Origin of the sequence: Streptomyces sp. NPDC046859, assembly GCF_040645135.1 — a bacterium.
In the GTDB taxonomy this organism is placed as follows: Bacteria; Actinomycetota; Actinomycetes; order Streptomycetales; family Streptomycetaceae; genus Streptomyces.
This window is the reverse complement of the sequence record NZ_JBEYXR010000033.1, coordinates 47,253-68,425: the sequence shown is the minus strand read 5'-3', so window position 1 is coordinate 68,425 and position 21,173 is coordinate 47,253. Positions and strand designations below refer to the sequence as shown.

Sequence of the window (21,173 nt, the reverse complement as noted above, 5' to 3'; positions counted from 1 at the left end):
ATGAACGACGAATGGCCACGTCATTCTCGTGCAGACCTCCATCGCATGCGCTGAGTTCGTGCTGCTCAGAGGCGTGCAAGCAGGCGGTTGACGGGGAGGCGAACCGCGGATTTCCGACCCACAGCCGGCCCACGCCCCACCCGGTCGTCCCAACTCGCCCTGCGAGAAGGCCACGCGCCTGGTCGTGCGGGACTGTAAGACGTTCGGTGTAACTCCTGATCAAGGAAGATGCACCGATGACCAGTGAGAACGTGTCCGAGGCCCAGTCCGTCGAGATGCCTGAGCCGCAGCCGTCGAAGGCGGTGGACGACCAGCTCATCGACGAACTGGTGGGCCGGGCCCAGGTCGAGGGCCTGCAGTTGACGGGCGAGGGCGGGCTGTTGCAGCAACTGACCAAGCGGTTACTGGAGTCCGCCCTCGAGGGCGAGATCACCGACCACCTCGGCTATGACAAGCACGACCCGGCCGGCAAGAACGGCGGCAACTCCCGCAACGGCACCCGCGGCAAGACCGTGCTCACCGAGGTCGGACCGGTCGAGATATCCGTGCCCCGCGACCGGGACGGAACCTTCGAGCCGAAGATCGTGCGCAAGCGGCAGAAACGCCTGTCCGGCGTCGACGAGATGGTGATCTCTCTGTCCGCGAAGGGCCTGACGACCGGCGAGGTCCAGGCCCACCTCGCCGAGGTCTACGGGGCCGACGTCTCCAAGCAGACCATCTCCACCATCACCGACAAGGTCATGGACGGCATGGCCGAGTGGCAGAACCGGCCCCTCGACGTCGTCTACCCGGTCGTCTTTATCGACGCGATCCACGTGAAGATCCGCGACGGTGCGGTGGCCAACCGGCCGATCTACGTGGCTCTCGCCGTCACCACAGAGGGCCGACGGGACATCCTGGGCCTATGGGCCGGCGACGGCGGTGAGGGCGCCAAGCACTGGATGCACATCCTCACCGAGATCAAGAACCGCGGCGTGAACGACGTCCTCATGCTCGTCTGCGACGGTCTCAAGGGTCTGCCCGACGCGGTCGAGACCGTCTGGCCCAGGACGATCGTGCAGACCTGTGTGGTCCACCTGCTGCGGAACTCCTTCCGCTATGCCGCCCGCCAGGACTGGGACAAGATCGCTCGTGTCCTCAAGCCCGTCTACACCGCGCCGGCCGAAGAGGCCGCCCTGGAGCGGTTCGCTGAGTTCGCCGACGCCTGGGGCAAGAAGTACCCGGCGATCGTCCGGCTCTGGGAGAACGCGTGGGAAGAGTTCACCCCGTTCCTCCGCTTCGACACCGAGATCCGCCGCATCGTCTGCACCACGAACGCGATCGAGTCCGTGAACGCCAGGATCCGGCGGGCGGTCAAGGCACGCGGGCACTTCCCGAACGAGACCGCCGCCTTGAAGTGCGTCTACATGGCCATCATGAGCCTGGACCCCACCGGCAAGGGCCAGGCCCGCTGGACCATGCGCTGGAAGACCGCCCTGAACGCCTTCGACATCACCTTCGACGGCCGACTCTCCGCAGCCCGTCAGTAACCCCAACCACCCTGGTTACACCGCTCGTTTGACAGACCCGGTCGTGCTGGGCGCGCCGGACGTGAAGGAGGAGTGCCCGTTGAGATCGTCCTGCTGGACGTCGCTGGCCTCCCGGTGGAAACAGCGTCCGTGCGGCGGTCCCGCCCGGCTGTGTCGTGGCCGTTGCGACCAACTTCCGTGAGAGTGACAGAGCTGGCTTTAGGGCCGGGGGCGACCTGGCAGGATGGAGGAGATCACGGGGAGTGGGGGAGTGATGAGCGGGTACCGCGAGTTCGTCTACCTGTCGGACGCGAAGCTGCAGCAGTTTGCGCCGCCGCGGAGGTTCACTCTTCCCGGTGCTGTGCGGCTGAACACGCCTGTGGGCGGTGTTGATGTCGAGGCGCCGGCAGCGGACATCGATCGTGATCGGATGCGGCAGCTGAAGCGGCTGGACAAGTACCTGGGCGAGAGGGCTGAGTGGTTCGCCCAGCCCGGACTGCGTCCGGCGCAGTGGGTCTGGTTCGAGGCGCCGCTGCGCTGTGTCGCACTGCCCGGCGACTATCAGCACATGGTGCTCTTCGCGGACCCCGCTCCGGGAGAAGAGCCCGACTACGAGCAACAGACGGGCTGCCGGCTGCTGCTGCACGGATCATCCCGCCACCTGCGAGGCATCCCGCCTGCTGAGGTGGAGGCCCGTGCACTGGAAGGCATCGATGGCGGCTCCAGCTTCGCCACGACGTTCCTGACAACTGCCGGGCAAGCGGTACGCGCTCTGTCCTTGGAACATGAGGCAACCGCCGAGGGCGTAACGCCTTCGCCAAGTGAGCTGAACGGGGCGGGCGTACGCGAACTCCTGGGAGCGATCGACGCCCGTCACAGCCAGTTGCCTGGAGCCTGGATGTCCGGGCTGGCCCGCGTCACCCGCGAGCTGCCGGCCACCGGCGCGGAAACTCGCTGTGTGGTGGCCAGCCCGCTGAGCGTGGAGTACATGCACGACCTGCGGTGAGCGACAGACGCACGGTGTACTGACGATGAAAGGAACTGCGCGGTGAACGATTCCGCCCTGCCTGACACGATGCGGTATGTGCGGAATCACCTCATGCACTTCTACAGGCCCTGGATCGATACGGCCGACGTTGCTCACCGCTCCGGTGAGGAGCGGGAGACGGTCTTCCTTTCCCGGGCTTTGGCCGCCCAGGCCGTCAGCATGCTCACCGGCTGCGGTCCTGAGGAGGCCGCCGCGTCCGTCGTGGACGGCCCCGGCGACTCGGGCATCGACGCCATCGCGTTCTCCAAGGGCGGCTCGGACATCTGGTTCGTACAGGCCAAGTGGAGCCACAAAGGCCAGGCCCGGTTGAGGGAGCAGGATGTTGCTGTTCTGGTCACGGGCCTGCAGCGCCTCGCTGACCAGCGCTACGAGGGCTTCAACTCCGGCATCCGCGCATCACTCAGCCGCATCAACGATGCGCTCACATCGCCGCGCTGCCAGGTGCACCTGGTGGCAGCGCTGGCGGGCGACGCCCGCCTGACACCCGAAGTGGAGCGTCAACTGACGGCGGTCGGCCAGGGTTTCGGCTTCGCGGACCACATTCCGGTCACCGTGCACACACTGGGACTGGCCGACTTCCACTCCGCGGCGCGCACCCGCGTAGGCCTCGCGCCCGTTTCCCTGTCGGCAACCCTGAGTGATGGCTGGCACCGCATCGACGCCCCCTACGAGGCTTACAGCACCAGCGTCTCCGCCGATGAACTCGCCTCGTGGTACAACACCCACGCAGACCGGCTGTTTGATCCCGCTCTGCGTTCGCACTCCACCGGACGGCCGGATCCCGTGGCCCTGAGTCGGCTGATCGCCCGGCCGGAGGAGTTCTGGTACCTCACCCAAGGCATCACCGTGGTCTGCGAACAGATCCGCCAACAGTTTCTTGCCCGCAGAGCGCCGGGGCAGCCCCTGCTCATGCGGCTGGACAACGCCCGCGTCGTCACCGGCGACACGGTTATCGCCACGGTCGCCCAGGCAGTGGACCAGCGTCCCAGCACCGGCAGCCTCGCGCTCATCCCGATGCGAGTCATCTGCATCAGCGGCGCCCCCGAAGAATTCACTTCCCGCCTGACGCAGGCCGGTGAAGTGGAAGGGGCCGTCGAGCCGCGCGACGTCTTCGCCCTCGATCCTCTCCAGCAGGCGTTGCGCGACGAGTTCGCTGATGAGCTCGCTAAGGAGTACGTCTACAGAAGGGGCGCCGTAGCACCGGCCCCGGACGCCGGTTGCACTATGCAGGAAGCGGCTGTCGCGCTGGCCTGTGCACATCCGGATGTGTCACTGGTCGCCCGGGCCAGCGCCGACCCCTCCTACCTCTGGCGCCCAGCCCCGGAAGGCGCCTACACGCGCTTGTTCGGAGGGCGGCCCAGCGCCCGCCAGATCTGGCAGTGCGTGCTGCTGCTGCGCCAGGTAAGGACTGCTCTGGCCCATGCTGCCGCTGGAGGGCTGAGGCGCGGCCGTGACCTTGCTGAACACGGCGATCTCCTGGTGGCTCACCTCGTCCTGCGCCAGATCGATCCCGACTTCCTCGAAGAACTCGCCGAATCTCCTGTCGAACTCGAGGACTGGGTCACCCAGCGCACATGGGAGATCGCCGAACTCGTTGCCTCCGCCACCGAGAACCTCTTCGGGCCGCACCTCTTTCTGGCCAGCGTGTTTACCGATGAGCGCAAAAGCCATGTGCTCGCCGACAGCGTCACTCACACCCTCACTCCTCCCCCCGATGCGTTGCCCCGCGAAGTCTCCCGGAGAAGGCGCCCTCCCAACAGCGTTCTCATGCTCGTCGAACACGGCCGAATCCCCGAAGGCACACGGGTGATGTACCGCCCCAGCCCCACGGAAGAGCGCGCTATCGGCGAGTGGCTGAGTGAAGATCCCCGCCGCTACCTCGCTACCTGGACTAACCACCCCCGCCGCCCCCTGATCTGGGAGATCGACCACAAGGCCTACTCACCCAGCGCTCTGGTGACCCACATCTGGAGCGAAGCCGCCTGGGACGAGGCGCCCTCCGTCGTGCAGGGACCCAGCAGATGGGTTATTCCCGGCGAAGGCACACTGGCCGACCTAGCGAGGGAAGTTGCACCGCCGAACGAGGGCGCTGGCATCTGATATGCGCAGCATCGAACGGTTCGAGCGGCGCAACCTGATCGGACAGGGCAGCATGGGACAGGTCTGGCAGTCCTGGGACACCCTGCTCAAACGCCCTGCCGCCGTCAAGATCATCAACCCTGAACGGCTGGTCGAACAGGCCAATAGCATCAGCCCCGAGATGGTCGCGGCCCGCTTCTGCCGTGAAGCCGAACTCGGCGCCCGCTTCATCCACCCCGGGCTGCCCCTCCTCTACGACGCCGAGCTGGACGGCAGTCCGACCGACCTGTACATGGTCTGGGAACTGATCGTGGGTCAGGACCTCGCCCAGCTTCTCGCAGCTGAAGGCGGCCGCCTGCCGATCAACCTAGCCCTTTCCATCACGGTCCAGATCGTGGAAACCCTGGCTTGCATTCACGCCGACCCCGTCGTCCACCGGGACCTCAAGCCGTCCAACATCATGGTCACGGAAGCCGGGAGGACCAAGCTCCTCGACTTCGGTGTCGCCGCAATCCAAGGAAGCGACTATCCTCGCCTCACCCAGAGCGGGCAACTCCTCGGCACCATCGCCTACATGGCGCCCGAACAATTCCTTGACCGCGGCGAGATCGTGCCGCAGACCGACCTCTACGCCCTGGGGTGCCTGCTCTACGAGATGCTCACTGGCCAGACGCCGTTCACCGGCGACCCTGTCAGCGTGATGGACGCCCACCGCACCCGCCTGCCTGCCCCAGCCCGTGAACTGCGACCTGACGTTCCCCCAGACGTCGACGAGCTGTTGATGAGCCTGCTGGCCAAGGACTACGCAGACCGCCCCGCCTCAGCGAACTTCGTCGCTGAGCGGCTCGCTCCCTATTCCGGACCCCCAACCCTTGCACAGCACTCCGCCAGCGAGGAAGACAGCCCAGCCGGCGGGTCAACTGTTCCGTCAGGCGCCTCTGTGCAGCTTCCCGTACACATACGCATCGTCCAGGCCCAGGCCCTCACCGACGCCGGCCACTTCGGAGACGCCCTACCCCTCTACAACGCCCTGGCAGCCGAACTGAACGCAACTGCTGGCAACACACGACAGGCAGTGGAGTGCCGGGCCAAAGCCGCGTGGTGCCATCAGCGCTTGGGCAACTTCGAGCAAGCTCTCACCGATTACACTGCGCTGGCCGCAGAAGTTGCAGGCGACGCCCCTGCGGACGACCCCTTGTTGCTCGAAGTGCGCAGCCGGGTCGGCTTGGTGCAAGCGGCCAGCAACAGAACAGGGGAAGCGCTCGCCACCTTCGCAAGCATCTACCCCCTTCTCACCCAACACCTCGGCCACGACGACCCTTTGACCAGCGAGGTCCGCACCGTATTCAACCGGCTCAATCGCCTCGGCGGTGGCAGCTTCCCGCGACCAGCCGCTGCCCCGGCCCAACAGGCGTCGACGTGATCTACCTTCACCGGCAGCGCGACCTGCACGGTCCTGCGAGTTAGTACTCCAGTGAGATTTCGTGTTCTGAACTGGTTCTTCTTCGGTAATGGCAGCGGCGGGCTGTGGCCTGGTGGCGTCTGCGCCAGTGGGACCGGCTCAGGGCATGCAGGCGTCTGTCCTGGTGGGGTCGGGGGTGCGGCAGGAGAGCGTCCAGCAGGCGCCGGATCTCTGCCACGGTGAGTGGGGCAAGGGCTGATCCGTTTCTGCTGCCCCCCTTGCGGTGCCGCCGGCGTGGGCAGCAAGAGCGGTGAGGACGGCGTGGGCGAGCATGGCCAGGGTGATGTGCCGATACCAGCCGGGATAGCGGCGGACTTCGTACTCGTCGAGGCCGCACTCGTTCTTCGCCGCCTGGAAACACTCCTCGATCGCCCAGCGGGAGCCGGCGATCCGGACCAGGTCGGCGATCTCGATGCCGACGGGTGCGTAGGTCAGGTAATAGGCGATCTCGCCGGGGTCGGACAGGCTGCGGCGGGCCATCACCCACCGATGGTGGGTTGGTGGGTCGGGGTCGAAGATCAGGTTGGCGGGCAGCTTGGCCGCGGCCCAGTCATAGATCCGCGGCCCCTTGGCCCCGTCGCCGCAGGACAGCTGCTGCCAGGCATCACCGGGTGCTTCGTCGGTGAGCTGGTCGATGCGCCAGATCCCGGCCAGGGACTTGATCTGTTGGGATTTCGGCACGGCAACGACGTAACCGAGGCCGAGTTGCTCGAGCAGGCGGCGGAAGTGCCAGTCCTGCCCGTAGGCTTCATCTGCGGTGACCCACTGGGCGGGCAAGCCGGCGGCGAGGCAGCGGCGGACGATGTCCCGGGCCAGTTCACCCTTGGTCGCAAACGCCCGCTCGTCCGGGATCTTGGCCGCCCGGCAGCGGTCACGGTCGGACGTCCAGGCTTTGGGCAGGTAGAGCTCCCGGTCCACCAGTGCTCGGCCGGAGCCGGTGGCGTAGGCGGCGAACACTCCGATCTGGCAGTTGTCGATCTTTCCTGAGGTGCCGGTGTACTGCCGGCCGACCCCGGCCGAGGTGGTGCCCTTCTTGATGAACCCGGTGTCATCGATGATCAGCACCCCGCCGGGGCCGAGCTGTTCGGCGACGTAGTCGCGCACGTCATCCCGGACCGCGTCGGCGTCCCACCGGGCGCCGTTGAGCCTTCCGGGGCCGAAGCCCCTGATCTTCGATGTCCGTCAAAGCGGATCAAGCCCACGGAGCCACCGCAACCAACACGCCGACAGGCGACCGACCGCCTGGCCACGCGTTGGCCTCTTGCTGGTCCCGGACGCTCCCTCACTGCGGAAGGCCCGTCCTCTGCGAACAGCGGCGTTAGAGGTAGGCCCACGCTCGCCGCGTGCTCAACGACGCGGGTCCACCATCACGGTGGAGGGCCCCGTCTCCCTATTACAGGCCGGCTCAGCTGGTCTGGGTCGCGTTACCGGGTGGCTCTGCGGGTTCGGAGGGCCTGTTCGGTACTGCGTCTTCGATAGGTGACGGCTTGTCCGGTAGTCGCCGAGCGATACCCGTTGCGATGAGTGCTACCCCAGCGAGGGCCGTGGCCACAAGGCCTGGCCCGGTGAGAGCGAGCAACTGACCGCCAACGGCAGAGCCTGCTGCGGATCCCAGGTTGTAGCCGGAGCCGAGCCAGGCGTTGGCTTCCGCATGCCGTGAGGGGTCGATCCGTTCGTCGACGAGGATGTAGGCGATCACGAAGATGGGGGTCATGGGAAGACCGACGCAGAAGACGGCCAGGATGGTCAGCGGAGAATGTGAGAGGGCGGCGAGCAGCAGCGCGCCGGCCGCGAGGCAGGCCGTGGCTGCTGTGTAGCGCGTTCGCAGGGATGCGCTCCACTTCCTGCGTCCGTATGCCAGTCCGCCGACCAGGCCGCCCAGTGAGAACGCGGCGAATGAGTAGCCGGATGAGATGACGTTGCCGAAGTCCGTGGAGGCAGCCGGGATGACTACGGTCAGGCCGCCGCCGCAGAGTCCGAGCACAATGACCGGGACCGTGATGCCCTGGCCGTCACGTGTTCGGATGAGCGACCGGCGTCGCGTTCCCGACTCGGAACTGGTGGGCGCGGGCGCCTCGGTTTCGGGCAGGGCCCGCAGCACGCCGGTGAGGCCGAGGGCTGCGGGCAGGAGGAGGAATGCACTGGCAATGAGTACCCAGCGGGCATCGGTCAGCGCCATGGCCGCGGTCCCCATCAGGGGGGCAACGACGAACGTGAGTTCCTCGACGGTCGAGTCCAGCGCGTGGATGCTCTGAAGGTGCTGCTTGTCGGGCATCAACCGGGACCAGGCGGCCCGCAGGCTGGGGGTCAGGGGTGGGAACAGTCCGCCCGCCGCGGCGGTGAGCGCAAGCGGGATCTGCCAACGGCTCACACTGATCGTTGCCGCTGCAGCGGCGAACAGCAGCACGCTCGACAGTGCCAGGAGCAGGACCATGGCCGGGCCATGGCTGGAGCACCATCGTGCACGGGCAGGGCCGGGGATGGCGATGGCCAGCATCAGGGCGGCGGACGCTAGGCCGGCGATCCCGATGCCGTGGTGCTGGGTGAACGCGATCAGCACGCAGAACGGGATCAGACCGGAGGGCAGCCGGCTCAGGATGCCGAGTGCGAGGACCTCTTTGGCCTTGGGAACCGCGAGAGTGCCTCGGTAGGAAGGCGTGGTCGGATTGCTCACGCGGATGCTCCAACATGCGGCGGGAAATGGAGAGTGGGGATGTTCTGTGCCTGGGCCCACTGGCAGACGACGGCAAGAGCCCGGTTCAGGTGTGCTCGGTCCTGGCCGTCGATGAGCTGGTGCCCTTCGACCACGGCGGTGCCTTTGCTGACGCGGACGGCAATGCGACCGACTATTGAGCTGCCGACGAGTATTGGCATGCCGAAGTAGCCGCACTCACGCGCGGCCGCGGGTTTGTACGCCTCCAGTAAGTACTCGACTCCGAAGAGCCGCCGCATGCGGGGCCGGTGCCAGATCAGGGAGTCGAAGGGGGAGAGCGGGGTGCATGCGTCGTGGTCCAATTGCGGCGGGTTGAGTGCTGCGCGTGAGGCCCAGGCTGGTTGTGCCCATCCTTCGACCTTTACCGGCTCGGCCTCATCCGACGCGGTCAGGCATGCGGTAACTTTCCGGGGTGGCAGGCGGAAGTAGTCGGCGACGTCGTCCGAGGTTGCGACGCCGAGTGCCTGCAGGGCCAGTTGTGTCAGCGAGCGCAGGCACTGCGCTTCGTCTGGTTCGGCGTGCAGGAGGTCAGCGGGGACCACAGTCTCGGCGCTCCGGTAGACGCGCTGCCAGCCGCGCCGGTGCACGCAGGCGAGTTCGCCGATGGCCAGTAGCCACTCCAGAGCCCACTTGTTGGCCGAAGACCTCTGCCAGCCGCTTCCTTTCGCCCCGCCGAGATCGGTGATGGTGACAGAGCCGCGTTCGGCCACAACGGACCGGACGTGGCTGACCGCAGCCGGGTCAACGGCGGGCCCGGTCCAACCCTTCACCGCATAGCTACGACGCCGGAAGGCGAACAGTGGCCAGAGGCTGAGTGGAATCAGCGATGCGGCATGAGCCCAGTACTCGAACAGTACCGGCGGGTCTGACTCATTGATCAGCTGCTGGGCTTCGGCTACGGGTACGCCACGGGCAAGTTGGACGAGTTCGTGGGAGCGTCGCACCACGCTGATCGTGTCGAGCTGGATGCCGCCCAGACGGCCCAGGACGTCGCCTGCGGGTAGGGGGTCCGACGTGGTGTGCAGGCCCTGAGCCGTGACAGCGACTGACCGTGCCTGCTCCAGCGAGAGCTCAATCACTAACGGTTGCCGCCCCCGTCAAATCGTCGTTCACGCCGCGGGCCTGCAGAGAATCAGCGTGCAGAAGCACCACTCGGGCGATCGGCTGGCCTCGGCGCACGGTGACCGGGGCCGTCGGCCGTACCGCTATGCTCACGCCGTGTTCCTGGCCGGCCCGCGTCAGAACCGTACTGGAAAGAATTCCCACCGGTACCTCGAGGCCGGCGATGCCTTCCAAGGGCAGCACCAGCAGGAAGTAGCCGCGGGGAATCTCAGCAGCCCAGCCCAGACGCCATTCGACGCTTCCAGCCCCGTTGACCAGGAACATGTTCTCCCAGCCACGAGCAGTGGAGAACTGGTGCAAGTGCAGCCAAGACGTCTTCTCCACCGCCAGATGCGACTTCTCTCGTTGCCACAGCTCCGTGCGGTTCACGGCCCGACCGGCTGCTTCTGGGTCGGTCACGCCGTCCAACTCGATCTGGTCGAGCGGCGTGAGGGCCACATCGACAGGGCTGGGCACTTCCCAGCCGAGCTCTTTGCCCATCACCCACGGAGCACAGTGCTCCGGACGACGTTCCGCTCGGACGAAGCGGAAGTTCTCCCGGTAGATAGCAGCAGTGGCACGGCTGCTTTGCCGATCGACTGCATGCTTAGCCGGCAAGAGCGACCATGCGTGGAGTTGCCTAAAGCGCACATCGACTGGCAAGGAGCATCACTTTCCGTTGACTCGATGGCCCCCGCAGGCTGGAACCTGCGGGGGCCGGACTTCACGAACTCGCGAGTGCAGGCTCGGAGTTACATCTTGGCCGGAGCGCCGTCACTCAGCCGGGCGGCCGCCTCGTTGAGTTTGCTCTCGTCGTAGCTGACCTGCGCGGAGTCGAACACCGAGACGCTGCAGGGCCCGAAGCCCACCTTGATCTCGTCGTACTGGACGTTGCCGCCCTCCTCTGCCGGCAGCGAGAGGTCCACGCCGTCCAGGTGAACCACGCTCAGGCTGTGCGGACTGAACTTGAACTGGACCTGATCGTCGTCGTCCGGAACCGTCCTGGCGAACAGACCGCAGTACACGGTGTTGTCGCTCTCATCGACCGCGATGCCGCGAGGACCTGGGCCGACAGGTATGTACCGGGTGGTTGTGAGTTCTTCGGTGTCCACCACTGCGATCTGCGAAATACGCTCCAGGGACAGCAGCGCGAAGGCGTTGTCGGCAGTGAAGGCGACGGCTCGCCCGCCGTCGCTCTTGACCGGGACCTTGGCGATGACCGTGTCCGTCTCCAGGTCGATGACGGGCAGTGCCTCGATCGCGTTGCAGGCGACGTAGGCGCGCTTGCCGGTGCGGTCGATGTTCAGACTGTAGGGGAACGAGTCCTCTCCGATGTGGATCCGGGCGATCTCGCGGATCGACTCCGGGCGTCCCTCGGTTGTCAGGCCGCTGAGATCGAGCTTGGAGATGTAGCCCGAGCCCCAGATGCACACGTACGCGAACCGGCCGTCCTTGCTGATAGCCATGTGACGGGGGTCACGGGCCACCGCAACCTGAGTGAGCTCAGTGCGAGACTCCAGGTCCACCACGGAGACGGTGTTGGAGCCGGAATTGGACACCAGCAGATAGCGTTCGCCGGGCACGATCCCCAGACCGCGCGGGCCGGAACCGACGGTGATCCGCGCGACCTCGCGGCGGGTCAGAGCGTCCAACTCGGAGACGGTGTTGGTGCTCGTATTGGAGACGAAGCCTCGTCCGTCGCGGGTGAACTTCACGGCCCCACGAGGAGCATTGCCAACGGCGATCTCCTTGACGACCTTGTGGGAGGAGGGCCCGTCCTTGCGGATGACCGTGATCTGTCCGGAGTCGGTGTCGGTGGAGTAGATCTCAACGCTCACGCTGTCTCCAACTGTTGGCTTCCGCCACGTGCAGTGGCGGTTGAGATTTCATAACGACGCTATGCGCCACAGCTGGCACATGCCTACGTCACCCGAGTGTTTGTCCGAAAGCGGAGCTCTTGACAGCAGACGAACTGGGACGCGCAAGACCTGCACGATGACTTGCGGCTGATCTGACGCTGTGTCCACGGAGCGCCACGTGATGCCCACCAGATCGGCGCGCGCGTGCGATTGGTCGACCGCACTGGTCCCTAACGCGCTGCGCGGATCCAGTCAGGCGCTGGACGCTGGACTGGAACGAGGGCCATGGGGGCTTCCGGCCAGTCAGAGGACGTCACAGATGTCCGGGCGGTCGGTTGTGGTCTTCGAGGGCCAGCGCCGACGCGGACGTCGACCAGGCCGGCCACCGTCCTGCTCCGGTTCGATTCCGATCTTCCCGACGATGCGTGCGGATGGCATCCGGGAATATCAGTGCCCCGGTCTACGGTCGCCGCGCCCCCTGGGTGGGGTTGCGCTCTCGCCTGGCCACTGTGGCCGGCCAGGCGAGAGCGGATGCCCGCTCCCCCTTCTTCCCGGCACGGGGGAGGGGCCCTTCCGGATGGAAGGCCGACACCAACGGCGTCAGCCACCGGCACCCAAGACGGCCCCCTCAACGGGGCGGCCGAAGACCTGCGCATCCTGTGCGAAACCCTTCTCAACCACACCCCAGATACCGTGGTAGCCGACTTCCTCACCGACCAGGTCCCCGAACCCCGCAGCGCCCTTGCCCTCGCCTGTGTCCTGCAACTGTCCGATACCGACGAAGGGGCACGGTTTTGGTGGCAGTACGCGGCTGGCGCCGGACAAGCCGCCGCTGCCTACTGCCTCTACCTTCACCACCTCGCCCAAGGGGAAAGCGACGCAGCCGACTGGTGGCACCATCAGGCCGACGACATCCAGCCCCCACCCAGATCACCGGACCCCGATCCGGACAGTGACGCCAAGCCTTACTGCGTCGGTCGCTGGCACCCCGCCGACCACGTCATCACCAGCACCTCAACAAGCACCATCCTTCGCATCCTGCGCCACTTGTCCCGACGCACCGCACGCACCAAGTCGACCGCAGTCCTCCGGACTGGCAACTGGATCTGGAACTGATCACGTATCGGCACCTACCGCTGGCTTGTGGAGCGGACCTTCGCGTGGCTCCACGGCTTCCGGCGCCTGCGCACCGGTTGGGGACGGTGAGCCGACATCCACGAAGCGTCCCTCAAACTCGCCTGCTGCCTGATCACCAGCCGACGACTCAGCTCTTTGTGCTAGCCGCTGTTAGTCCGTGCTCGCTGGGGTGGGGTGGGTGTTGATCCATGAGAGGCCGCCAAGGTCGAGTTGGTGGCGGGCGCGGGTGACGGCGACGTAGGCGAGGCGTGCGTCGGTGTCGCTGACAGGTTCGGGAATGGGCTGTCCTTGGGCGTCGTATTGGGCGGTTTCCTTGGGCGGGGGAAAGTCGTCGGCGATTGTGACGGTGGGCCATTCGCGGCCCTTGGCGGTGTGGGCGGTGGAGACGGTGACGTCGGCGTGCTGTTCGTCGGTGAGCTGGTCGACGGCGGTGAGGACGGCGTCGGGTCCGTGGGCGTCGACGAGGTCGGCGAAGGGCTGGAGGTCACGTCCTGCGGGGTCGTGGGCGGCATAGTCCTGCAGTTCGCCCCAGGAGGCGAAGAGTACGAGTTCGGGGTGGGAGGTGCGGCGGCCGTTCTTGAGGTCGCGGGCCGCGAGGGCGAGTGCGGCCAGTTGTTGGCCGCCTCGGGTGAGGGCGACGCGGTGGCCGGTGGAGAGCAGGCGCATGACTTCGGCCATGGCGCCGATGTTGGTGCGGCACAGCACTGCGTCCGGCCGGTCGAGGCTGCCGATTTCGGTGGGGATGGTCTTGCTGCCGGTCAGGCGGATGGGGGCGTCGGCGAGTGTGAGCCACCGGTTGGCTTCTTCGGCGATCAGAGGGCCGAAGCGGAAGGAGCGGGTCAGGGTGAGAGGGGTGGCGTCGAAGCCGGTCATCACGTCCCGGGCGCCGCGCCAGCCGTAGATGGCCTGGGCGGAGTCGCCGACCATGACGAGTTGGGCATGGCCGCGCTGGGCGGTGAAGACGTCTTCCAGGACCGGGTTGGTGTCCTGGGCCTCGTCGAGGAGAAGGAAGTCGGCTTCGAGGATCGGCCGGGTCAGGGCCCACATCTTCAGATAGTGGTCGTGTTCGAAACGGACCACACCCTGATCGGGGTTGTGCAGGTCGGCCCAGGCCTTGATCGCGAAAGGCATGACTTCGGCGGCGAGTTGAGCGTGCTCGCCGGGTGTGACCAGGCCGCGCAGTGGTGGCACGTGGTGACGGGCGAGGAGACGGTCGGCGGAGTAGCAGTATCGGGTGACGGTGCGCAGCACGGTGTGAGAGAACGCGCGGGGGCCGATCTCGTGAGCGCCGATGCGGACCGGACGCGTGATGCCGAGCGCTTGGCCGGTCTTCCACGCGGGCTGGCGGGGGCTGTTGAGGCGGCGAGCGTAGCGGTGGCCGACGGCAGCGAAGGCTGTGGCGTGGGCGGTCTTGCACAGCACCGTGCGGGGGAAGCGGGCGGCGGCGTCCTGGGCGATGCTCTTGTTGAAGGCGAGGTAGCGGCCGCGGCGGTGGGTGCTCGCCGCGAGGAGGGCGAGGGTGCTGGTTTTCCCTGTCCCGGCGCCGGCCTGCAGGACGAGATGGTGACCGGCCCGGAAGACGTCTACGGCGTGCGCCTGTTCATCGGTAGGCGTGTGCAACAGGAACTCCGCATAAGAGAAGAAGACTTCGGAAGGGGAAAGAGGGGTGATGAGTGAGGTCTGTGATATCGGCTGCCATCTCGGCACGGGGCAATGCCTGGGGGTTCGCGGCGCCGCCGGGTTGCAGCGGTGATGCCGACCGGGCGGGGTGGGGGCCGTATACCAAGCCTTCTTCGACGGTGACGGCGAGCAGGCTCTCAGGCTGGTTCTCCAAGAACCGGGCGCGTTCTTGATCACGCCGGGCGTGGTCCCCGGCCGTGCGCTGGCCGAGCACATCGTGCGGCTGTTGTTCGGGGCCGCTGTGGCCTGGCAGGAGACTGCAACAAATCAAGCGGTTGAGAGCGACGTTGAGCAGGACCCGGTCGTGCCGGGTGGTGCGTGGTCAGGATGTCGATCGGCAGTCGCGTGCCCCGTTGGTTGCGTAGCACGTCCAGGCGCCGCCCAGCTTGCGCGCTCTGCACTGCTGTCAGCCGGGTACGGTCCGCGTTCGCGGCTGGCTTGATTCTTGCCTGGGCGTGCTGGAGCTCGCCCTGAGTGGGAGGCCCGGGCAGGGTGAGCTCGAGGGCGTGGAAGGGCGTCATGGGCCGACTGCCTCATGCGCCCAGCCGGTCGGGCCTGGGCGGCGGGTGCGGGTGGGAAGGCGGTTGTGGATGTGCTCGTAATGGGCCAGGGGGTCGAAGGGCTCCCAGTCGGCTACCGCGAGGTCGGCGGCAGTGGGGATGGCGGCGTGCTGCGGGCAGCGCTGAGCGCGCCAGCGTAGTTGCTCGGCGTACGGGAGGCGGCTGAGGTCGTAGATGGCCATGACCTCGGCGGGCATGGCCAGCTGACCGCTCGTCGCGGTGGCCGGGACCAGCCTCCAGGTGCCGGCCGGGGTGCCGGGGGAGAGCAGGGTGCTGGTGCAACGGTGGCGGCGCCGGGTCTGGGCGATGCAGCGGATCTCGTCCACCGGGCGGGCGGCGAGGTAGCGCACGTACAGCAACTGCACGACGGGGCGGGCCGGGCGGCAGTCCGCCGAGTCCCCTCGCCGGGATGCTGGGCTGTCCGGGCGAGGGGTGAAGGCGCCGGCGTCGATCAGACGGCGGGTGTTCACGGCGAGCGAGCGGCGCAGCCCGGTCAGTTCGGGCGGGGGCGGGGGAACGTCTCGGGCGGGACAGACCACGGCGTGCGGCAGACGGCACCAGCTGCCGCCGTCTCCGCCCGGGAAGGCGACACCGGAGCTGACATGCCAGCGACACACGGCGGGCACCCTGGCCGCCGGAAGCTCGTGCGGATGAAGGCGGACGGGCCGCTGAGTGCCGCGGTGGTACCACTCGATCCGGTTGCCGCACTCGCGGCAGCGGTCGCCCTGGCCGCAGCGCAGCAGCCGGCTGGCGCCATCGGGGGAGACGTGCAGGGAACGGCGCACGTGGTGGGCGCGGCGACTTCCGTCCCAATGCCGGCCTGGGGGAGGGGGTGTGGAGCGCATGCGGGCGAACCTGTCAGCCAACACGCCGGATGGGCGGCAGGAGCTCTGCGGGATCGCCCGGTCGGCCTCATACGGTGCGACTGGAGTGCGATCGTGTGATCACTTGTTCGGCAGGGTCTCGCCGGTTCGGGTGATCTGCGACAGGCGCTCGGGCGGGGAGTCAGTCCCGGGGCGGGCCGGGCAGGTCGTGCCCGCGGCACAGGGTGCTGAAGAGCTCGTCGAGCTGGGTGTCAAGGGCGTGGGCGAGGGCATGCCAGGTCTTCAGTGTGCCGATGGTGCGGCCCTGCTCGATCTCGATGACGGTGCGTCTGGCCAGGCCGCTGCGGGCCGCGAGCTCGTCGTAGCTCCACCCGCGTGCGGCCCGCAGACGCGCGAGCTCCAACCGCAGCGCGTCAAGGTCCGGATCGGGCGGCATGATCGTCACCCGTCCATCCGACGGTGCAGACCCCTGCCCTGTCAGTGCAGACCTCTGCCCTATTTTCCCAGGTGGCAGCGGCTGGGATAGGGCAGAGGTCTGCACTACGGTGGGCGGCTGCCCCCACACCCCCCGGGCGGGACCAGCGCGAAAAGCAACTGGAGGAACACGCGTCCATGAGGATGCGCACAGCATGTCCGGCGACACCACGCGCCTGGACCGTGGAACTGCGCTCACGCGCCGACGGGCTCGCTCTCGTCTGCCGGCACTGTCCGCACGGCATCACACCGATCACCGCAGTCTCCGCTCGGTCGGCGGCCCTGGCTCACCTCGCACACCACGTGCGCGGTGACCTGCGCCCCCCGCACCTGCGGATCTGCCAGTGCCATGAACGTGGCTGCCGCTGGCACCCCCGCCACCGCGGTTGCGCCGGCCCTATCCGCCTCCTCCTCGCCTGCGAACGCGGCGGACGCGTGTGGCGCCTCGCCGACGCCTGCAGTGCCTGCGCCGCAGCAACAGCACAAGCCGCCGTCGTACCGGACACCCTCCTTGCCCCCGCGCCACTGCCGCCGACGACCACACGGCGGCACAGAAATCCCAAGGGGCCCGGTGAACGAGTCCGGGTCCGTGAAATCCTCAGCTACCTGGCCGCCGCCCTGCCACCAGACACCTCGGCCGCCGCGCGCCTGCTGGCACTGCAGTGCGCACTGCGGATAAACACCCAAATGGGAGTCCGGCTGTCCAAGGGCGTGCTGCGCAGCCTCCGCTTCAACACCGTCCAGGACCTGTGCCGCGAACTAGAGCATGCACGATGGCTGCGCATGGCGCCCCAGGGTGCAGCCAACGAGATCGCCGCCGAACTGCTTGACACCACGCTGCTTGGCCAAGCTCCAGCCCGCCCCGACCGGATGCGTGCCGCGGACTGGGCCCTGCGCGTCAGCTCCGTCTCGAGAGCAGGCGCGATCGGACCTTTGCCTCAAATTGCAGGCACCTACCTCACGGCGCACGCCGATCCGCACGCTGGCAGCGGACTGAGCGAAGTCGACCAGATGGCGCGAGCCTGTGGAGTCCCGCCCACGGAACTGCCCACCCTGCTTGACCAACTGGCAGCAACCGGGCTGCTCAGGTCATGGCAGCCCTGCCCAGACTCGGGAGACCTGCACTGGACCCTTGCGCATGGAAGCCCAATCCACGACACCCGCTCCCAGTACGACCCGGCCACTCCAGTCAACGATGACAGAAGAGAACGGCCTTGAGCGCCCGACGGTCGCTCGGACAAAAGACGCCGCAGCTCGCCTGACTTCAAACAGGACGCCGTCTGCCCGATGGATGGCCGGGCTCGAACGAATGACGCACTGCCCGTACGAAGGTTCTTCGTCAACTCCTCATGTATCGCTCGGTCGTCTGCGGCTGATTCGCTGTGCTGTGTGCCCTTGCAGGTAGCGATCTAGCATCCTGGCGAAGGGCCGTGTTTTCAAGTGAAGGGGTAGTTGTGGCGCAGCTTGTACGGCGACAGCGCGTGAGCGCTTTGGTGGGGTACCACGCATTCGGACTCCAGGAGTCCGACGACGCGGACTTGCCCGTCCCCTTCCCCGACGACTTTCGCCGCCGCTCTTTCCTCGGCACGCATCCGGGGCGTCTGGACATCACCAGCGGTGGGCACACCCACACCGCCACGGTCGACGTCGAGGTGTGGGACGGGGCGCCGCCCCCCAACGATCCGGAAGATTGGGACGAGCAGGCCGAAGCTGAGTTCGAGTCGACGAGCGGGCAGGTCGCGGTGTGGTCCATGCACACGGGCCGGACGGACGAGGTCATCACGCTGGCTGAAGCAGGCGGCTCTTGGCGCGTGCGCGTCGGCTGCGTTGGCCGGGCCGCGGCTGCGGCGCTTTCGGAGGGCGAAGGTACCGGTGACGGTGTGGAGCGCTACCTCGTGCAGTTCTGGCCGGCCGACGCGTAGCACGCGGAACCGGTGGGCGGAGGCGGCCCTGGGCGCCGCCCCCGCCGGTAGGGCATCCGGTCAGGTGACGATCTTGACGATGAAGCCGTCATTCAATCCGTCGATGATGCGGTTCTTGGCGTAGTAGCTCTTCAGGATCAGACCGCCGGCCTGGTTGTCATCACCCGGGATCGGCTTCGCGGAGAAGTTGAACTTCTTGGCCTCCGGGTCGTACTCCACTTCTGCGGCGCCTTCGTAGGTGCTGGCGAACGGGTACTCATCGCATTCCTTCCCGCCGTTGGTGTAGTTCGGTCCCCAGTAGCGCTTGCACTGCTTGACCGCCGCCGCTCTGTTCTTCTTGTTGCGGGCTTCGCTGACGGTCCGGTGCAGTGGTTCCTTGGCCGTCTGGCCGGGCACCTTCTTCGCGGACATGTACGGCTTGGTGTCCTGCGGGACCAGGAATGCCTGTCGGATGTGCTGGGCTTCTGCCCGTTCCTCCGCGCCCGGCTTCGCGCTCAGGGTGAGCGGGGTTATGTAGCTGAACGTCGCGGCGCCCTTCCTGTCCGGGTTCCCGCCTCCGGTGGAGTTGGCCAGGTAGGACGCTGCATCCCAGCGAGGGGCGAGCATGAACAGGTTGCCGCCGTTGCCGTTGAGAGTCCAGGGCGCCGGGGCGGTGTATTTCACAGACGGCTCGTAGACGGCGAAGACGAGGTCAGCCGATCCCGTGCCCTGACCCGGCTTGGCGAGAACCGTCTGCTTGAAGGTGCTCTGAGCCCTCAGCTGAGCAAAGGTTCTCGCCCCCGCCGGCAGGTCGCCACCACGGATGTAGCGTGCGCCGGAAGGCCAGCTCTGCGGGGTGTTCCCCTTGGTGGTGATCGACAGCCCGTCGGCGGCGTTGCTGCCGGTCTTGAGGAAGTCGCTGAAGTGGTACGCGTAGTTGATCGTGCGGCTGTTGCGCGCGACGGTACCGATCACGCGAACGTTGAACATGCTCTCGCCCACGGGGCGGCTGTTCCGAAACCAGGTCTGGACGAACGATGCCCCGTTGCACACCGCGAACCGTGACTTGACGAAGAACTTCTTGTCGGTGCCCAAACCTTTCGCGCACTCATCCAAGCTCATCTTCCTCGCCGGCTCCGGAGCAGTTGCCCGTGGCCCCGCAGTCGCGGACGACCGCGCCCGCTCCGACACCGAAGGCGCGCCGGACGCCTGCGTCGACAGCGAAGCGTAGGAAGAGGCAGGGCCAACCGTCTCCAGCGCCAGCTGCGCCGCCGGCTCCGCAGCGGCCAGTTGCCGCAACCGCGCCGTGCCGTCCCCGTTCTGCAACTCCTCAAGCGAAGGCTTCGCCGCCCCGAGAGGCAGCACATACGTCTCCACCCGCAGCTCGCCGGCATCCGTCGCAGTCGCTGCCGACGGCGCCACCGTCAGCAGGGCAGCCGGCAGCATCACGGCCGTCACCTGCGCGGCGCGGCGTCTGAACCACGTCGTATTCATTCGATCGAACCCCCGAGCTCATACGGTGCCAGGCCTGATGCCTGACACCGGGTCGGGGAAAGTTCTATCGAACAAGTTGTTCGAATATTCGGCGACCAGCCTGCCATGGCGTGATCGCAGCCTCACTTTGACCGAGATCAACACTACGGTCGGCTCAACCCCCGCTGGCCGTACCTGAGGCAACCGCCCCTCGGCATGACGCCGTCGCGCGGGCTAAGGGCGTTCGTGGGTTTCGGGCGTGTGCGGCCATGTCGCGTTGTCGCCTTCGGCAAGGTCTGGCGGGGTTCCCCAGTCGAGTACGTGGAGACCTGTGCTGTGGATGAGGCCGGCGTCGAGTTGGAGGAGCTGGACGGGGGAGTGCCCGTGTCGGCGCAGCCACCTGAGGCGGCGTTGCTGTTCGGCTTGGCTAAGTGTGTGCCAGCGGTCGTGGTGGATTCCAGGGGCGGCGCCGGGGCTCTCGCGGGCCCAGGCGCGCACGAGGGTGGTTTCGTCTGGTGCGCTGTGCAGGGTGATCAGGGCCCAGGCGGTGTCGTACGCCAGCGTCGGCCCGTGCCGGGCCATGAGGCGGCGGGTGCGCAGCTGGCGCACAGGGGCCAGGAGCCAGCGTGCGGTGTGGAGGTTCATGCCGGTGTGCTCCCGGGATCGTGAGGGCGGTGCCGGAGGGCGGCGGCGGTAGTTAGGTGGTGGTGGCCGAGGGCCGTGAGGGTCTGGACGAGGGCCTGGACGAAGACCTCGCGCTGCTGCGGGGTGTGCAGGGTGGTGACGAGGTCGTCGGTGAAACGCCGGATGTCACCGCGCAGGTCGTTGTCCTGCGCCGCCTGCGGCGCAGGCAGCCCCTTCAGTGCCAGGGCCAGGTTGTCGAGGTCGTTGAAGCGGTCGGGGAACTGGGCCATCCACCACACGCGGCGTAGGTCCGGGTCGGCGAGCACCTGCTGCAGATGGGCCAGGCGGTGCAGCTCCTCCCCGTGTTCGAGGTCTGCTGCCCGCTGCCGGCGGGCATGTTCCTCGGCCAGGGCGCGGTCTGCTGCCGCGACGCTGAGCTCCGCCGTGCCGCTGACCTCCAGCCCGGGCATGGGACAACCGCGCTGCGCCAGAGAGGAGTTGGTGGCGTCGTGGGCCGCTGCGAGATCCAGAACGGAGTACCGGCACAGGATCCCGGCGGCCTGCCGGCGCAGGTACTCACGCGCCGGCATCGCCAGATCTCCTTGGTCCGTGTCACCGGGATGCGTCCACTGCCAGCTCCCGGTGATGCGGACAGTGAAGCGGACACTGCTGATGCTGCTGGCCATCCGCTCGTCGCTCAGCACGAGCGGACGAGCCGTGCCCGCGCCTG

17 protein-coding genes and 2 pseudogenes are annotated in these 21,173 nt (G+C 67.4%); 8 read left to right on the top strand and 11 right to left on the bottom strand.

The genetic code is table 11. From position 1 onward, the window contains the following. Positions 1 to 275 precede the first annotated feature (275 nt). The 4 genes from ABZ899_RS32420 (at position 276) to ABZ899_RS32405 (ending at position 6,058) form a co-directional block, all read left to right on the top strand. Positions 276 to 1,529: an IS256 family transposase gene (locus tag ABZ899_RS32420; protein ID WP_361353259.1), complete on the top strand. Its 1,254-nt coding sequence runs from the start codon at positions 276 to 278 to the stop codon at positions 1,527 to 1,529. Positions 1,530 to 1,752: 223 nt separating this feature from the next. Continuing rightward, positions 1,753 to 2,514, top strand: coding sequence for an SAVMC3_10250 family protein (locus tag ABZ899_RS32415; RefSeq protein ID WP_361353227.1), 762 nt, complete (start codon positions 1,753 to 1,755; stop codon positions 2,512 to 2,514). 42 nt (positions 2,515 to 2,556) lie between these two features. Next, a complete protein-coding gene (locus ABZ899_RS32410) occupies positions 2,557 to 4,656 on the top strand; it encodes an AIPR family protein (protein ID WP_361353224.1) in 2,100 nt (699 codons plus the stop codon). Position 4,657: 1 nt separating this feature from the next. Further along, entirely contained in the window at positions 4,658 to 6,058 is a 1,401-nt protein-coding gene (locus tag ABZ899_RS32405; RefSeq protein ID WP_361353222.1) for a serine/threonine-protein kinase, read from the top strand. A gap of 138 nt (positions 6,059 to 6,196) precedes the next feature. Here ABZ899_RS32405 and ABZ899_RS32400 read toward each other — a convergent pair. The 5 genes and pseudogenes from ABZ899_RS32400 to ABZ899_RS32380 all read right to left on the bottom strand — a co-directional run. Beyond that, a pseudogene (locus ABZ899_RS32400) lies at positions 6,197 to 7,243 on the bottom strand (IS701 family transposase); the annotation flags it as partial. Positions 7,244 to 7,502: 259 nt separating this feature from the next. After that, positions 7,503 to 8,771: an MFS transporter gene (locus tag ABZ899_RS32395; RefSeq protein WP_361353220.1), complete on the bottom strand. Its 1,269-nt coding sequence runs from the start codon at positions 8,769 to 8,771 to the stop codon at positions 7,503 to 7,505. Further along, positions 8,768 to 9,889 (bottom strand): crosslink repair DNA glycosylase YcaQ family protein, encoded by a 1,122-nt coding sequence (locus ABZ899_RS32390; RefSeq protein ID WP_361353217.1) that lies wholly within the window; start codon positions 9,887 to 9,889, stop codon positions 8,768 to 8,770. The genes ABZ899_RS32395 and ABZ899_RS32390 overlap by 4 nt, the downstream gene beginning before the upstream one ends. After that, on the bottom strand, positions 9,882 to 10,415 hold the full coding sequence (locus ABZ899_RS32385) for a hypothetical protein (RefSeq protein ID WP_361353214.1): 534 nt from the start codon (positions 10,413 to 10,415) through the stop codon (positions 9,882 to 9,884). The genes ABZ899_RS32390 and ABZ899_RS32385 overlap by 8 nt, the downstream gene beginning before the upstream one ends. A 248-nt stretch (positions 10,416 to 10,663) precedes the next feature. After that, complete coding sequence (locus ABZ899_RS32380) at positions 10,664 to 11,749, bottom strand: YncE family protein (RefSeq protein ID WP_361353211.1); 1,086 nt, start codon at positions 11,747 to 11,749, stop codon at positions 10,664 to 10,666. A gap of 714 nt (positions 11,750 to 12,463) precedes the next feature. Between ABZ899_RS32380 and ABZ899_RS32375 the strand changes: the two genes are divergently transcribed. After that, the gene (locus ABZ899_RS32375; RefSeq protein ID WP_361353261.1) at positions 12,464 to 12,886 is read left to right on the top strand and encodes a hypothetical protein; all 423 of its coding nucleotides are present in this window, start codon (positions 12,464 to 12,466) and stop codon (positions 12,884 to 12,886) included. After that, positions 12,881 to 13,051 (top strand): annotated as a pseudogene (locus tag ABZ899_RS32370) (transposase); the annotation flags it as partial. The gene ABZ899_RS32375 and the pseudogene ABZ899_RS32370, both read left to right, overlap by 6 nt. A 6-nt stretch (positions 13,052 to 13,057) precedes the next feature. Here ABZ899_RS32370 and ABZ899_RS32365 read toward each other — a convergent pair. The 3 genes from ABZ899_RS32365 to ABZ899_RS32355 form a co-directional block, all read right to left on the bottom strand. Further along, on the bottom strand, positions 13,058 to 14,527 hold the full coding sequence (locus ABZ899_RS32365; RefSeq protein WP_361353208.1) for a UvrD-helicase domain-containing protein: 1,470 nt from the start codon (positions 14,525 to 14,527) through the stop codon (positions 13,058 to 13,060). 577 nt (positions 14,528 to 15,104) lie between these two features. Then, positions 15,105 to 15,932, bottom strand: a complete 828-nt coding sequence (locus ABZ899_RS32360) for a DUF6083 domain-containing protein (RefSeq protein WP_361353206.1) — start codon at positions 15,930 to 15,932, stop codon at positions 15,105 to 15,107. 220 nt (positions 15,933 to 16,152) lie between these two features. Beyond that, positions 16,153 to 16,416, bottom strand: a complete 264-nt coding sequence (locus ABZ899_RS32355; protein ID WP_361353204.1) for a helix-turn-helix transcriptional regulator — start codon at positions 16,414 to 16,416, stop codon at positions 16,153 to 16,155. 464 nt (positions 16,417 to 16,880) lie between these two features. Here ABZ899_RS32355 and ABZ899_RS32350 point away from each other — a divergent pair, with 464 nt between their 5' ends. Next, positions 16,881 to 17,663 (top strand): hypothetical protein, encoded by a 783-nt coding sequence (locus tag ABZ899_RS32350; RefSeq protein ID WP_361353201.1) that lies wholly within the window; start codon positions 16,881 to 16,883, stop codon positions 17,661 to 17,663. Positions 17,664 to 17,926: 263 nt separating this feature from the next. Next, positions 17,927 to 18,367: a hypothetical protein gene (locus ABZ899_RS32345; RefSeq protein WP_361353198.1), complete on the top strand. Its 441-nt coding sequence runs from the start codon at positions 17,927 to 17,929 to the stop codon at positions 18,365 to 18,367. A gap of 60 nt (positions 18,368 to 18,427) precedes the next feature. Here the strand turns inward: ABZ899_RS32345 and ABZ899_RS32340 are convergent, their stop codons facing one another. The 3 genes from ABZ899_RS32340 to ABZ899_RS32330 form a co-directional block, all read right to left on the bottom strand. Further along, the gene (locus ABZ899_RS32340) at positions 18,428 to 19,840 is read right to left on the bottom strand and encodes a hypothetical protein (protein WP_361353196.1); all 1,413 of its coding nucleotides are present in this window, start codon (positions 19,838 to 19,840) and stop codon (positions 18,428 to 18,430) included. Between the two features lie 213 nt (positions 19,841 to 20,053). Continuing rightward, complete coding sequence (locus ABZ899_RS32335) at positions 20,054 to 20,464, bottom strand: hypothetical protein (RefSeq protein WP_361353193.1); 411 nt, start codon at positions 20,462 to 20,464, stop codon at positions 20,054 to 20,056. Beyond that, on the bottom strand, positions 20,461 to 21,033 hold the full coding sequence (locus ABZ899_RS32330) for a hypothetical protein (protein ID WP_361353190.1): 573 nt from the start codon (positions 21,031 to 21,033) through the stop codon (positions 20,461 to 20,463). Before ABZ899_RS32330 ends, ABZ899_RS32335 begins: the two co-directional genes overlap by 4 nt. Positions 21,034 to 21,173 lie beyond the last annotated feature (140 nt).